Annotated in this window: 11 protein-coding genes; 10 read left to right on the top strand and 1 reads right to left on the bottom strand. The window is 43.9% G+C overall.

All coding sequences use genetic code 11. The features are described 5' to 3' along the window. Nucleotides 1-7 precede the first annotated feature (7 nt). On the bottom strand, nucleotides 8-1,345 hold the full coding sequence (argA, locus tag CFR83_RS06615; protein ID WP_088813276.1) for an amino-acid N-acetyltransferase: 1,338 nt from the start codon (nucleotides 1,343-1,345) through the stop codon (nucleotides 8-10). Nucleotides 1,346-1,376: 31 nt separating this feature from the next. On the opposite strand from argA, the gene hrpA reads away from it, so the two are divergent. From hrpA to ntrC, 10 genes are all read left to right on the top strand, one after another. Further along, nucleotides 1,377-5,276 carry an ATP-dependent RNA helicase HrpA gene (gene hrpA, locus CFR83_RS06610; RefSeq protein ID WP_088813597.1) on the top strand — a complete coding sequence of 1,300 codons (3,900 nt, stop codon included), beginning with the start codon at nucleotides 1,377-1,379 and terminating at the stop codon, nucleotides 5,274-5,276. Between the two features lie 94 nt (nucleotides 5,277-5,370). Continuing rightward, on the top strand, nucleotides 5,371-5,664 hold the full coding sequence (locus CFR83_RS06605) for a CCDC90 family protein (RefSeq protein ID WP_088813275.1): 294 nt from the start codon (nucleotides 5,371-5,373) through the stop codon (nucleotides 5,662-5,664). Nucleotides 5,665-5,780: 116 nt separating this feature from the next. Continuing rightward, nucleotides 5,781-6,764, top strand: coding sequence for a YVTN family beta-propeller repeat protein (locus CFR83_RS06600; RefSeq protein ID WP_480285503.1), 984 nt, complete (start codon nucleotides 5,781-5,783; stop codon nucleotides 6,762-6,764). Between the two features lie 20 nt (nucleotides 6,765-6,784). Further along, the gene (locus CFR83_RS06595; protein ID WP_088813273.1) at nucleotides 6,785-7,558 is read left to right on the top strand and encodes a polysaccharide deacetylase family protein; all 774 of its coding nucleotides are present in this window, start codon (nucleotides 6,785-6,787) and stop codon (nucleotides 7,556-7,558) included. Next, complete coding sequence (locus tag CFR83_RS06590) at nucleotides 7,555-8,535, top strand: sterol desaturase family protein (RefSeq protein ID WP_088813272.1); 981 nt, start codon at nucleotides 7,555-7,557, stop codon at nucleotides 8,533-8,535. Before CFR83_RS06595 ends, CFR83_RS06590 begins: the two co-directional genes overlap by 4 nt. A gap of 15 nt (nucleotides 8,536-8,550) precedes the next feature. Next, nucleotides 8,551-9,363 (top strand): EI24 domain-containing protein, encoded by an 813-nt coding sequence (locus CFR83_RS06585; protein WP_133062467.1) that lies wholly within the window; start codon nucleotides 8,551-8,553, stop codon nucleotides 9,361-9,363. Nucleotide 9,364: 1 nt separating this feature from the next. After that, complete coding sequence (locus CFR83_RS06580) at nucleotides 9,365-10,189, top strand: competence/damage-inducible protein A (RefSeq protein WP_088813270.1); 825 nt, start codon at nucleotides 9,365-9,367, stop codon at nucleotides 10,187-10,189. Between the two features lie 202 nt (nucleotides 10,190-10,391). Beyond that, complete coding sequence (glnA, locus tag CFR83_RS06575; protein ID WP_088813269.1) at nucleotides 10,392-11,810, top strand: type I glutamate--ammonia ligase; 1,419 nt, start codon at nucleotides 10,392-10,394, stop codon at nucleotides 11,808-11,810. Between the two features lie 30 nt (nucleotides 11,811-11,840). Continuing rightward, complete coding sequence (glnL, locus tag CFR83_RS06570; protein ID WP_088813268.1) at nucleotides 11,841-12,965, top strand: nitrogen regulation protein NR(II); 1,125 nt, start codon at nucleotides 11,841-11,843, stop codon at nucleotides 12,963-12,965. Between the two features lie 26 nt (nucleotides 12,966-12,991). Next, nucleotides 12,992-14,437 carry a nitrogen regulation protein NR(I) gene (ntrC, locus tag CFR83_RS06565; RefSeq protein ID WP_088813267.1) on the top strand — a complete coding sequence of 482 codons (1,446 nt, stop codon included), beginning with the start codon at nucleotides 12,992-12,994 and terminating at the stop codon, nucleotides 14,435-14,437. Nucleotides 14,438-14,499: the final 62 nt, after the last annotated feature.

The raw sequence follows: 14,499 nt of genomic DNA, 5'->3' as shown, positions 1-14,499 counted from the left end.
TTAATAGTTAAATGTTTTTAATGAGAACCATTGATTTACGTTCCCAGTTGTAGAGCTCTTTACGCTCTGCTGGTAGGTCATCAACGCTAGCGCGTACGAAACCACGTTTTAAGAACCAATGTTCAGTTCTTGTGGTTAATACAAATATTTTCTTAAGACCTTGAGCTTTGGCTCTGGCCTCAATACGCTTCAGTAATCTTTCGCCGTCACCAGACTCTTGCGCTTCTGGATCAACAGCCAAGCAAGACAGTTCACCCAGACCATTAGAGTATGGGAACAATGCTGCGCAACCGAATAGCACGCGGTCATGCTCAATCACGGAGAAGTGAGTGATGTCACGTTCAATCACATCGCGACCTCTGGCAACCAAAATACCTTCGTCTTCCAAGGGTTCGATTAATTGCAAGATGCCACCCACATCATCAAGATTTGCTTCGCGCAAATGTTCAATGTCTGAAGCAGCGATCATGGTGCTGATACCGTCATGTGTGAACAACTCTTCCAAAAGAGCGCCATCACGGTCATGAGGCAATAAATGAACACGGCCAACCCCAGACTTAATTGCCCGAATAGCGTTTTGCAGTAGCACTTTGAGATCAGCATCGGCCAAAGTTAAGCCGCTAATATGGTCTTCTAGTTGACGTAGTGAGAACTCTTTGATGAGTTCTCCGTCGGCATCAGTGATGCCGTTGTATTCAGTTAAGAAAATCAATTTATCAGCTTTAACTGCCATTGCTGTAGCAGTGGCCACATCTTCATAAGCGATATTGAAAGCTTGACCAGTTGGTGAGAAACCCAAAGGTGACATCAAGACTATCTTGTTATTTGCAAGAGAGTGTGCGATTGATTCAGAGTCAACTTTACGCACTAAACCAGTGTGCATGAAGTCAACTCCATCTACGATACCCACTGGTCTTGCAGTAATGAAGTTGCCAGAAATAACAGAAATGCGTGAGCCAGCCATAGGGGTATTAGGTAAACCTTGGCTAAATGCTGCTTCAATATCTAGGCGTAATTCACCAGAAGCTTCCTTGGCGCATTCAAGAGCAGCTGGATCTGTGATTCGATAACCACTCATGGCACCAGTACCATAGCGACTGGTAACTTTTCTTAAATCTAGTTGTTCTTGTACTTGTGGACGTGAACCATGGACCAAAACAATTCTCATGCCCATGGCGTGCAACATCGCCACGTCTTGGATGAGAGCCTCTAAGCCGCCTTTTTGTACCAATTCGCCAGCAAAGCCGATAACAAAGGTTTTGCCTCGAAAACTATGGATGTAGGGGGCTACATCGCGCAGCCAAGCAACGAAGGGAAAATTATTTTGGGCTTGATTTGTAGGCATAGTGGAAAATTATAGGGTGCAACCAGAAAAAATGACCAAACTTTTGAAAATTCAGTTTCCAGAGAGCTTACCTGTCTCCGGGCAGAGGGAGAAAATTACCCAAGCTTTGGAGCAGAACCAGGTCATTATTGTGTGCGGAGAAACCGGTTCTGGCAAGACCACGCAGTTACCAAAGATCTGTTTGGCGATGGGGCGTGGCAGGGCTAATGGCACCGGTCAATTAATTGGACACACTCAACCACGGCGTATCGCTGCCACATCCACTGCTAAAAGAATTGCAGAAGAGCTAGGCAGCCCGATTGGTGAGGATGTGGGGTATCAGGTACGTTTTTCGGATAAAACCAGCCCAACAGCCTCTGTGAAGCTCATGACTGACGGCATTTTGTTGGCTGAGACCCAAAGAGACCCGTTATTGAAGTCTTATGACACCATCATCATCGATGAGGCGCATGAGCGTAGCCTGAACATTGACTTTTTATTGGGTTATTTGAGGCAGCTTTTACCTAAGCGTCCCGATCTCAAGGTCATCGTTACCTCGGCCACTATCGACGCGAATCGTTTTGCAGAGCATTTTGGGTCCAAAGACCGTCCTGCACCAGTGATTGAGGTGAGTGGCAGACTCTATCCTGTAGAGGTAAGGTATCAGCCGCTGTTAGAGCCTGGTCAAAAGGACCCGAAAGATATTCCTGATGCAGTCGTTGATGCGGTGGGTCAACTGTGGCGCGATGGTGCTCAAGCGGCGGGTGACATTTTGGTATTTTTGCCAGGGGAACGAGAGATTCGGGACTGTGCTGAGGCAATCCGCAAGGATCATGTTCTTAATCAACGTTTTCATCCTGAGGTGTTGAGCTTATTTGCAAGACAGTCGGTGAGTGAGCAAGAGAGAGTTTTCCAGTCTGGCGGTGGCAGAAGAATTGTTTTAGCAACCAATGTGGCAGAAACCTCATTAACGGTACCCGGCATTCGTTTTGTGATTGACGCGGGTTTAGCTAGGGTTAAGCGCTATTCGTACCGTAATAAAGTTGAGCAATTGCAGGTTGAGCCGATCTCACAAGCGGCTGCCAATCAAAGAGCTGGTCGTTGTGGTCGTGTCTCTGATGGTATCTGTATTCGTTTATATGATGAGGCGGATTACAACGCTAGGCCCAAATTTACAGACCCTGAAATATTAAGAAGTTCTCTAGCAGCAGTCATTTTGCGTATGCGAGCTTTGAAGCTGCCGCGTATTCAAGAGTTTCCATTCATTGAGCCACCTTTAGGTAGGGCTATTAGTGATGGTGTTCAGTTATTGGAGGAGTTGGGTGCAATGGAGTCTGATGGGCCCAGACAGGGCGCCTTGACTCCTATCGGTAAGCAATTGGCGGCGTTGCCGCTTGATCCAAGAGTTGGTCGTATGTTGTTGGCCGCAAGGGAGCAGCAGGCTCTAAGAGAAGTATTGATTATTGCAACAGCAATGGCAACGCAAGACCCCCGTGATCGCCCCATGGAATATGCGCAAGCTGCGGACACGGCGCATAAGTTATTTGCTGATGAAAGATCAGAGTTTTTGTCATTTGTAAAACTTTGGGATTGGTATCAACATGCTCTAGTTCACAAACAAAGTAATCGTCAATTAGAGAACTTGTGTAAAACACATTTCATTTCGCCTAGGCGTATGCGCGAGTGGCGTGATGTACATGGGCAGTTACATCGCTTGTTAACTGAGCAGGGTTGGAAAGAAAACGCAACACCGGCAACTTTTGAACAGGTGCACTTATCGCTCCTAACTGGTTTACTCGGCAATATCGCTAAAAAAGCTGAAGACGATAAACATGGGCCAGGCATCTATGAAGGTGCTAGAGGCATCAAACTAAATATTTGGCCAGGGTCTACGATTGGTAAAAAAGCGGGTGCGTGGATCTTGGCTTCAGAACTAGTAGAGACTAGTCGTTTATTTGCTAGAACCATTGCCAAAATTGAACCGACATGGGTAGAGAAAGTTGCTAGTCATCGAATCGTGAGATCTTGGAGTGATCCATTTTGGGATGCTCGCCAAGGTGAGGTAATGGCTCATGAGCGTGGCACGTTCTATGGTCTACCTATTTATCACGGTAGAAAAATTAGATTCGCACCCAAAGATGCAGAGGAAGCAAGACGCATTTTTATTCAAAGAGCTTTGGTTGAGGCAGATTTGTTTGGTCAAGCGGAAGCTGCTCAAGCGCAAAAACAAAGCGGACCTCTTTATAGCTTTTTTTGGCATAACTTAAATCTGATCAAGCAAATCGAAGCCTTGGAGCATCGCTCTCGACGTCAAGATGTCTTGGTTGATGATGAGTTGCTGTTTGCTTTTTACGAGCAACATTTACCAGATATTGTTTTTAGTAAACCCACTTTAGAAGCTTGGTTAAAAGAAGATGCTAAAAACATAGCAGCACTTAAATTAGATAAAGCCGATTTAATGCGGCATGAGGCTGCGGGCATAACACTTGATCGTTATCCTAAAACTATCAAGATGGCTGGTACAGAGTTGCAATTAACTTACCACTTTGAACCTGGCAGCCCTAAGGACGGGGTCACGATGATTGTGCCTTTGGCCTTACTTAATCAGGTAGATCAACGACGTTGTGAGTGGTTGGTTCCTGGTTTAGCACTTGAAAAAACTCAGTTATATCTCAAGTCATTGCCGCAGAAATTGCGACGTTATTGTGTACCGTTGCCTGACTATGCCAAGAAGTTTGTTGAAAGAACTTCTGAAAAGAAGACTTTTGGTGAGGGTGATTATTTAGATGCGTTGATTGCTGATATACGCGAGCAAACTCAATTACAGGTTCAGCGCGCTGATTTCCGTCCGGAAAATCTACCTCTACATTGCTTCATGAACTTCCGCTTAGTGGACGAGTATGGGCGTCAAATTGATCTAGAGCGAAATCTAGGTAAGTTACGTGCCGAACACTCGCAGGCTGCTAGAGAAGTATTTCAGGAAGTTGCTGCTACTGCTGTGAATCAAATCTCAGGAACAAATCATCAGCAACATCAACAATTGGCGTCTAGTCAGCCAGCGCAGCAGAGTCAGCGTTCTGTCATTGCCCAAACAGAAAACATCAAGGATTGGTCTTTTGGAGAGTTGCCTGAGATGTTGGAAATTAAGAGAGGGCAGCAAACCTTGTACGGGTATCCCGCTTTAGTTGATCAGAAAACTCATTGTGATATTGAGGTTTTTGATGATCCTGAGTTAGCGCGAAAAACCCATCGCTTGGGTTTGAAGAGACTGTTTGCAATCCCGATGCGTGAGACTATCAAAGCCTTGCATAAGCAGTTGCCAGGAGCAAGAGATCTTGGTCTGCTTTTTATGAATATTGGTAATACTGACGATTTAATGACGCAAGTGATTGATTTGGCGATTGAGCGCTCTTGTTTGATGGAGCCATTGCCAACTAATGCAGCATCATTCAAGGAGCGTTTGGATCTAGGTAAACCAAAGTTGGCATTGATTGCTCAAGAGGTGGCAAGGCATGCTTTAGCAAGCCTACAGGCGTATGCAGATCTACAAAAGCGCATGGCGCAATTAAAGTCTTTGTCGCCAAGTGCGCATAGTGATGTGTCTCAGCAAATACAAAACTTAATTCATCAACAATTTGTTGCTAAAACGCCTTATGAGTATCTAGTCCATCTGCCAAGATATTTAAAGGCGGCTAGCATGCGGATTGATAAGTTGAGAACAAATCCAAGTAGAGATGCGCAATGCCAGCAGGAGTGGCAATTACTCGCTAATCCATGGAGCAAAATGATTCAGGCTCAAAAGGCCTATGGTGGAGCAGTAGATGTTCGCCTAGAGGACTTCCGCTGGCAATTGGAGGAGCTAAGAGTGGCACTCTATGCTCAAGAGTTAAAGACCCCAACGCCTATGTCATCTAAGCGCCTACAAAAAATTCTCGACAGCCTAAGAAAATAGCTGATTACTTGTGTGGTCTTTGTTGTCAGCAGTATTGATACCCTTATACTTATAAAAAATATAAGTAAACGTAATTAAAAAAGGGGATAGTGCGATGATGTACATAGATACGCTCAAAACAGTTAATGATTTGATTGATTCAGGCATGGATGGTAGGCAAGCAAAAACGCTTGTATCCATATTTAATGAGTTCATGAATAGTCAATTGGGGCGATTGGCAACAAAAGAGGATTTAGATAAGACATCTAATGAATGCAAAGCTGAAATACTAGAAATTAAGATGGAAATTAAAACTATTAATTCTGAGATCAAGACAATCAAATGGATCTTAGGTTTTTTTGCTGCGATTGTGATAGCCAGCATGGTTCAGCACAATCTAATGCATTAAGCCAACAAGTGGCGACTAAAGAAGGTTTTGTGTCATATCAATAAAAACAGTGGTGGTTTTATGACTTTTAGCATTTTGGGTCTTAAAATCACCGCATGCTCAATAAAACCAAAAAAATATCTCAATTCGCCACACTATTCGTGGCCCTCTCCTTAATCACAAGCTTTGCGGTTGCCTCACCATCAGAGTCTCCTAAGAGAACGGCCATCGTCTTAAATTCAGGTGAGGCAAGTGTTAGCTTGATTGATATGGATAAGCGAGCTGTATATAAAACATTTCCAATTGGTAAAGAGCCGCATCACTTGATGATTACCCCAGATCAGAAATCTGTACTAGTAGCTAATGCGGTGGGCAATGATGTTGCTTTTTTAGATCCCAAGACAGGGGAGTTGCAAGGTCGTACGCCAAATATCATTGATCCGTACCATATTGGATATTCGCCAGATAAAAAATGGTTTATTGCAGCTGGTAATCGTTTAGATCGTGTGGATATTTATGCCGCCAAGGATCGTGAGTTGAAGTTGGTGAAAGTGGTTAAGGCCCCAAAAACACCAAGCCACATCACATTTACAAGCAATAGCAAAATTACTTTTGTGACGCTGCAAGATTCCAATGAGTTGGTGGCAATCGATCTAGAAACGCAAGAGATCATTTGGAAGATGGCTGTGGGTAAAGCGCCTGCTGGTGTTTGGATGACGCCGGGTGATAAATATTTATTGGTGGGCCTAACTGGCGCAGATTCAGTGCAAGTAATTGATTGGAAAAATCAAAAAATCATCAAAGAAATTAAAACTGGAAAAGCTGCGCATAACTTTAGGCCTTTGGGAGATAAGCGACATATTTTTCTAACTAACCGTGTTGAATCAACAATTAGTCTTTTGGATATGGAAAAGTTGGAAAAAGTAGCTGATATCACTGGTTTACCAGCCGGTCCAGATTGTATGGATGTCACACCGGACGGTAAGGAGTTGTGGGTGACCTTTAGGTTTTCTAAGAAGGTGGGCGTGATTGACATTGCCTCTAGAAAGTTAATTGCAACTATTCCGGTTGGTAAGAGTCCGCACGGCATATTTTTCTATCCTAGTGCTGGTTGGCAGTAACGACTTAATAGGGGTGGCGCTTGAAAAAATTAGTCGTCAGTCTATTAGTTCTAGCAAGTTTTAATTTGCAAGCAGCAGCTTGTAATCAGCCCATCTATTTAACATTTGATACTGGCAATATGGATGTGGCTGAATATGTTGCCAAAGTTTTGCGTCAACATCAGGTCAAAGCCACATTCTTCTTGGCTAATGAAAAAACTAAGCGCGGGGATTATTCACTGGATGATTCATGGGCGAGCTATTGGCAAGCGCTTAAAAAAGATGGCCATGCATTTGGTAATCACACGTATTTTCATACCTACCTGGTGAAAGACTTTGATCAATCAACTGTGATTGTTAAATCTCAGTTTGGTCCTGAGGCAAACAAAGCAAGAAAAATGTCACAAGATGGTTTGTGTGCTGATATGAGTTTAGTCAAGCAGCGCTTTGAGAAGTTAACTGGTACCCCATTGGATCCAATCTGGCGAGCACCTGGTGGAAAAGTCTCTGCTCAGTATATTCAGATGGGGGAGATCTGTGGCTATAGGCACGTAGGCTGGTCTAAGTCTGGATTTTTAGGTGATGAATTGTCCTCTGAAAAGTTCTCTAATCAGCAACTACTAAAAAAAGCTCTGACAGAATTAAAGCCTGGTGATATTGCCATGGCGCATCTAGGCATATGGTCTAGAAAAGATCCTTGGGCACCAGCGGTACTTGAACCATTGATCGTGGGGCTTAAGAAAAAAGGCTATTGTTTTGACACGATATTGAGCCTTCAGCAACATTCTGAAATTTCAAGAATAATTAAGCCATGATCACTACTCTAACTGCATGGTATGCCAGCCTCCAAGAATGGATGATGCAGGAGATGGTCTTGCCTATTTTGTATACCTTTGGCGGTATGGGTTATGCAGATGACGCGATTGCTGGACTTGATTGGTTTTTATTCGGGGTGTTTCAAGTCATCATTATTTTGTTGGTATTTAAGCCATTAGAAAAGTTATTTCCTGTTGAGGCTGTATCAAATAACCCACAAGTGCGAAGGCATCGGAACATAGCCCAAGCAGTTGATATTTTTTATACATTGATTCATCGCTTGGGTTTGGTAAAGCTAATTTTATTTTTTGGATTTTCAGAGCTGTACTTTTGGTTTGAAGCGCAGCTCCATGACATTCAGTTCCGTCGTTTAAATGTGGAAGGTTGGGTTCCAGGTGTTACTTCTATTCCTTGGGTGAGTTTTTTGGTTTATCTGGTGATATTGGATTTTGGTGAATATCTTTATCACAGGGCATCTCACCATTGGAATTGGTGGTGGCAGTTGCATGCTTTGCATCATAGTCAAAAGTACATGACTGTCTGGACGGACAACAGAAACCACTTTTTAGATGATCTAGGGCATTCAGCGGTGTTTGCAGCATTGGCTCTTATGATTGGTGTTGAGCCAATTCAGTTCCTATGGATCATTGCCATTAGTCAATTGATACAAAGTTGGCAGCATGGCAATCTAAATTTTGATCATGGTTGGTTTAAGTATTTAATTATTTCACCTAAATTCCATCGCTATCACCACGCCATTGGCATGGGGCATGAAGCGCCCGGTAAGCCTGGCGTATTGGGTGGTTGTAATTTTGGTATTTTGTTCCCCTGGTGGGACATGATGTTTAAGACAGCTATCTTTGATTCTCAGACGCATCCAACAGGCGTTAAGAATCTCGAAGTGTCTAACCATGTGCTGACACATCAGTGGCAAGGTTTAAAGCACGCATGGCGAACGCTTAAACAGTCTAGTTAAATTTCTAAGGATTCTGTGCTTCGATCTCTTGGTTTGTCGATGGTTGGTTTGATGCATCCTAAGATGCTGTGGCTCAGTTTGCGCCCATTCATTATCGTAAGTGTTGTTTGGGCAGTGCTCTTTTTCTTTATGTGGGAGCCAGCACTTGAATCAATCCGCTTCTTTATTACCAATTCATTTTTGACTGCTTGGATGGCTGATGTGATGTCAGCCGCTGGTTGGGATGAAATCAGGGCAGTGATGGCACCACTCTTGTTAGTGATTGTGCTGATACCCGTCATCACAATCTCACTATTAGTGTTGGTAGCTTTTACTTCTGTGCCTGCGGTGATTCGTCATATTGCTTCGCAACCAGGGTATCAAGATCTTTATCAAGCCCATGAGGGTGGTTTGATTCGTAGTTTGCTTTACGCCTTTATTTCAATTCTCATATGTTGTGCATTAGTAATGATGACTCTGCCAATTTGGTGGGTCCCTCCGATGGTGGCAATCCTGCCACCACTATTTTGGGGTTGGCTTACGATGCGGCTAATGAGTTATGACGTGCTAGCTCACCATGCGACTGAAGCCGAGAGACAATCTCTTATGCAAAAGCATCGCTGGCCATTACTCACTATGGGCATCTTGTGTGGCCTGTTGGGGGCGGTGCCTACTTTCTTCTGGGCAACATCTGCCATGGCAATTATTTTTTTCCCAGTGGTTTCTTTCATGGTGCTCTGGGTTTATTCGGTGGTGTTTATATTTTCAGCACTTTGGTTTGCACACTATTTATTGCATGCATTGCGCCTGCATCGCGCAGAGCATGGGATTGTTTTAGGTGACTCTTAATATGACAAATAAAAAATTTCGTTTGATTGTGGTTGGTGATGAGATTTTGTCTGGCAAAAGACAAGATAAACATATGGCTAAGATGATTGAACTTCTCAGTGAGCGAGGCTTAGCTTTATCTCAAGTAGAGTACGTAGGAGATGATCGAGAGGCAATTACAGAAGTATTGAAAAGAAGTTTCGCTACAAATGATGTTGTATTTAGTACAGGTGGCATTGGCTCGACACCCGATGATCACACCAGGCAGTGTGCAGCAGCAGCATTAAATTTACCCCTTGAATTACATCCTCAAGCGCAGCAGTTAATTACTCAAAGAATTCTCACGATGGCAGAAGGGGATCCAGTCAAGAGTGATTTAAATAGTTCAGACAATTTATTGCGTATGAAGATGGGGGAGTTTCCAAAGGGCAGTCAAATCATCCCAAATCCGTTTAATCAAATCCCTGGGTTCTACATTCAAGAGCATTATTTTGTGCCGGGCTTTCCTGTGATGGCTGCGCCGATGATGACTTGGGTTTTAGATCATTTCTATAAGGACTTGTTTCATCAGGTAGATTTCTTGGAGCGAAGTTTTATTGTCCCCCTAGCCATGGAGGCAAGTTTGACACCACTTATGGAAAAGATTGAAAATACCTACCCTGATGTCAAAGTATTTAGCTTGCCGTCTGTGGGGGACCCTCAGAAGTCAGGTGTTTTTGCTAAGCGTCATATTGAGTTAGGTGTTAAAGGCCAATCAGCGCAGGTTGAGTTGGCTTGGCCCAAACTAAGGCAGGGAGTGCAGGATTTGGGTCATATCATCCACGATTTGCATAATAATGGGGAATAAATACCCATTAGCTTTGTTTTAGTGCTTATTTGCACTATCGTGGTGCATATGGGGTCGGTAGCAGGGTCATTTTGACCTAAAATGTGGTTAAGAATATGAGGCATGTTTATTTGGCATGCTTTGTGCATAGTTTTAGTTAGTGGGTTGTGTGGTGCCAAAACACTGCATGGCTGATTTGAGATTGTTCCAATAGGAGATTTGCATGACAACGAAGACCGTCGCAGATGTAATGAAGCTTGCAAAAGAAAAAGAAGTAACTTTTGTAGACTTCCGCTTTACAGACACTAAGGGTAAAGAGCAGCACGTATCTGTGCCTGTATCTCACTTTGATGAAGATAAATTTGAGAGTGGTCATGCATTTGACGGCTCATCAATTGCTGGTTGGAAAGGTATTGAAGCATCAGACATGTTGCTTATGCCAGATCCAGTAACTGCATACATCGACCCATTCTATGAAGAGCCAACATTGGTTCTTTCATGCGACGTTATCGAGCCATCTGATGGCAAAGGCTATGACCGTGACCCACGTTCTATCGCTAAACGCGCTGAAGCTTATTTAAAGAGCACTGGTATTGGTGATACAGCTTACTTTGGTCCAGAGCCAGAGTTCTTTGTATTTGACAGCATTACTTGGGGCAACGACATGCAAGGTTGTTTCTACAAGGTTGAATCTGAAGAAGCACCTTGGTCATCAGCTACATCATTCGAACATGGCAACACAGGTCACCGTCCAGGTAAAAAAGGTGGTTACTTCCCAGTTGCTCCAGTAGACACATTCCAAGATATGCGTTCAGAAATGTGCTTGATCTTGGAATCATTAGGTATTCCAGTTGAAGTACATCACCATGAAGTTGCTGGTCAAGGCCAAAACGAATTGGGTACAAAGTTCAGCACATTGGTTCAACGCGCTGACTGGACAATCTTGCAAAAGTACGTGATTCAAAACGTAGCTCACGCTTATGGCAAAACAGCTACATTCATGCCAAAACCAATCGTTGGTGACAACGGTTCAGGTATGCACGTTCACCAATCAATCTGGAAAGATGGTCAAAACTTGTTCGCTGGTAACGGCTACGCAGGTTTGTCAGACTTAGCGTTGTACTACATCGGCGGTATCATCAAGCACGCACGTGCATTGAACGCGATCACTAACCCAGGTACAAACTCATACAAGCGTTTGGTTCCAGGTTTCGAAGCTCCAGTTAAGTTGGCTTACTCAGCACGTAACCGTTCTGCTTCTATCCGTATTCCACACGTTGCAAATCCTAAGGGTCGTCGTATCGAAACTCGTTTCCCAGACCCATTGGCTAACCCATACTTGTGTTTCTCTGCATTGATGATGGCTGGTTTGGACGGTATCCAAAACAAGATTCATCCAGGTGAAGCTGCTGACAAGAACTTGTACGACTTGCCACCAGAAGAAGATGCAAAGATCCCAACAGTATGTAACAGCTTGGATCAAGCTCTTGAGGCATTGAATGCTGACCGTGAGTTCTTGACTCGTGGTGGTGTGTTCACAAACTCAATGTTAGATGCGTACATCGACTTGAAGATGGAAGAAGTTACACGCTTCCGTATGGCTGCTCACCCAGTCGAGTTCGACATGTACTACTCACTCTAATAGAGAGTATAGAAAAGGTAGAGCGCAGGTATGTTGCGCAAACCAGTAAAAGGGGCAGCAATAGCTGCCCTTTTTTCTCAACCCACCGCATGGGATCAGCTGCCAAATGCAATCCTAGTGGTTGAGTACGCACATCAAATGGTTGTGTATGCCAACCCAGTGGCAGAGGTTGGGCTGGATATTTCTAGTAAGTTGCTGGAAGGTCTATCGATTCATGACCTATTTGGTCATAACCCAGAGTTACTCAAAATGCTCGAAGCAGTTAAGGGCGATCAAATTGAGGCGCAGCGACAAGATTTGCAATTGGGGCCTGGTCCAGCAAGAGCCGACCACGAGCCGATTAATGCGCATGTCGTGGTTGCGGGCTTGGACAACCCAGATTTAATTCTGATTGAGTGGTTGCCACTTGATCAACAAATACGTAGTGAGCGAGATGATCGGTTGGTGCAACAGGTAGAAGCTAATAAGACTCTGATGCGCAACTTGGCTCATGAAATCAAAAACCCATTAGGCGGTATTCGTGGGGCTGCCCAACTTTTAGAGTTTGAGTTGCCTGATAAGTCTTTGCATGAATACACCCAAGTCATCATTAAAGAATCAGATCGTTTGCAAAGTCTAGTGGATCGCTTATTAGCGCCGCACCGCAAACAACACGTTGATGATTACGTGAACATTCATGAGGTTTTAGAGCGAGTAAGAAGCTTGGTATTAGCCGAGTTTCCACAAGGGCTCAAAATTAAGCGAAATTACGATATCAGTCTGCCAGACTTATTGGGAGATCAAGAAGCTCTCATTCAGGCTGTTTTAAACGTGGTTCACAACGCTGCGCAAGCTCTTAGAGCCCAAATTGAGCAGGGCGAGGCAGTGATTGAATTACGCACCCGAGTTGCTCGTAATGTCACTATTAATAAGCAAAGATACAAACTGGCATTGGATTTGCATGTCATAGATAACGGTCCTGGTATCCCAGAAGAAATTAAAGACAAGATTTTCTTCCCATTGGTATCAGGCAAAGAAGGTGGTAGTGGTTTAGGTCTTACCTTGGCTCAAACTTATGTGCAGCAGCATTTTGGTTTTATTGGTTGCTCAAGTAAGCCTGGCCACACTGATTTTCAGATGCAGTTACCTTTCCGTCTAAAAAACGGGAAGGATTAAATAGAAATTAAGAATTAGGGATCAATATGAAGCCAGTTTGGATTGTGGATGATGATCAATCAATACGCTGGGTATTGGAGAAGGCATTACAGCGTGAGAACATGCCTTATCGTAGTTTTAGTAATCCACAAGATGTTCTAGATGCATTTGATCGGGGTGAGGAGCCTCAGGTATTAATTTCTGATATTCGTATGCCACGCGGTAACGGTATCGATCTACTGCAACAGGTAAAAGCTGAGCATCCCAACGTGCCTGTCATCATCATGACTGCTTATTCTGATTTGGATTCAGCAGTATCGTCATTCCAAGGTGGTGCTTTTGAATACATCACCAAACCTTTTGATATTGCTAAATCAGTTGAGCTGATTCGTAGGGCGGTTGATGAGAGCTTAAGACTTCAGAATCAAACGCGTGAAGTTGCTGATCGCATGCAAGAAACCACTGAGATTCTTGGTCAAGCACCGGCCATGCAAGATGTATTTAGAGCAATTGGCCGACTATCGCAATCTAACGTCACTGTTTTAATCACGGGAGAATCTGGTTCGGGTAAAGAGTTGGTCGCCAGAGCGCTACATAAACATAGTCCAAGAGCAGGTGGCCCATTCATTGCCTTGAACACAGCCGCGATTCCTAAAGACCTATTAGAGTCAGAATTGTTTGGTCATGAACGTGGCGCATTCACGGGTGCTCAAACCATGAGGCGTGGCCGATTTGAGCAGGCTGAGGGCGGTACTTTATTTTTAGATGAAATCGGTGACATGCCATTTGATTTGCAAACACGTTTATTGCGCGTTTTATCAGATGGTCATTTTTACCGAGTCGGTGGTCATGATTCACTCAAATCTAATGTGCGTGTGATTGCTGCTACACACCAAAATCTTGAGTCTAGGGTGGCTGAAGGTTTATTCAGAGAAGACTTATTCCATCGTCTGAATGTAATTCGTCTGCGTTTGCCATCACTGCGTGAGCGTAAAGAAGATATTCCATTATTGGCAAGACACTTTATGCAAACCTCTGCCAAATCTTTGGGGATGGAGCCTAAGCGTCTGTCTGATGATGCCCTTATAGCCATTGGGCAGTTGCCATTCCCGGGCAACGTTCGTCAGTTAGAGAACTTATGCCACTGGTTAACAGTGATGGCGCCTGCTCAAGTGATTGGCGCACAAGATTTGCCTCCAGATGCAACTGTGATGGGTGCTGATTTGCCTGAAGGGGCAAGCATAGATCATGCAGTTACCTATAAATCAGGGACCCCATCAGACTGGGAGTCTGGTTTAGCGCTGATTGCTAAACAACTTTTGCAAGACGGCACAAGAGAAGTATTTAGTGCGCTGGAGTCAAAGTTTGAAAAAGCAGTCTTAACGGCAGCTCTGGAAGTGACGCGAGGTCGTCGTGTTGAAGCCGCTGAAAGATTAGGGATTGGCAGAAACACAATTACCAGAAAGCTACAAGAGTTAGGAATAGACACCTAATTAAATACATAAAAAGACCTTGCCTACCAGTAGGTATCTTTGCAGTTCATAATAGAGTGATT

It is taken from the genome of Polynucleobacter victoriensis (assembly GCF_900187875.1).
Lineage (GTDB): Bacteria > Pseudomonadota > Gammaproteobacteria > Burkholderiales > Burkholderiaceae > Polynucleobacter > Polynucleobacter victoriensis.
This window is presented reverse-complemented; position numbering and strand designations above follow the sequence as displayed.

Coding starts and splice junctions, on each gene's coding strand:
- ntrC (WP_088813267.1), top strand. CDS start 12,992: ATGAAGCCAGTTTGGATTGTGGATGATGATCAATCAATACGCTGGGTA.
- argA (WP_088813276.1), bottom strand. CDS start 1,345: ATGCCTACAAATCAAGCCCAAAATAATTTTCCCTTCGTTGCTTGGCTG.
- CFR83_RS06580 (WP_088813270.1), top strand. CDS start 9,365: ATGACAAATAAAAAATTTCGTTTGATTGTGGTTGGTGATGAGATTTTG.
- CFR83_RS06590 (WP_088813272.1), top strand. CDS start 7,555: ATGATCACTACTCTAACTGCATGGTATGCCAGCCTCCAAGAATGGATG.
- glnA (WP_088813269.1), top strand. CDS start 10,392: ATGACAACGAAGACCGTCGCAGATGTAATGAAGCTTGCAAAAGAAAAA.
- glnL (WP_088813268.1), top strand. CDS start 11,841: ATGTTGCGCAAACCAGTAAAAGGGGCAGCAATAGCTGCCCTTTTTTCT.
- CFR83_RS06605 (WP_088813275.1), top strand. CDS start 5,371: ATGATGTACATAGATACGCTCAAAACAGTTAATGATTTGATTGATTCA.
- hrpA (WP_088813597.1), top strand. CDS start 1,377: ATGACCAAACTTTTGAAAATTCAGTTTCCAGAGAGCTTACCTGTCTCC.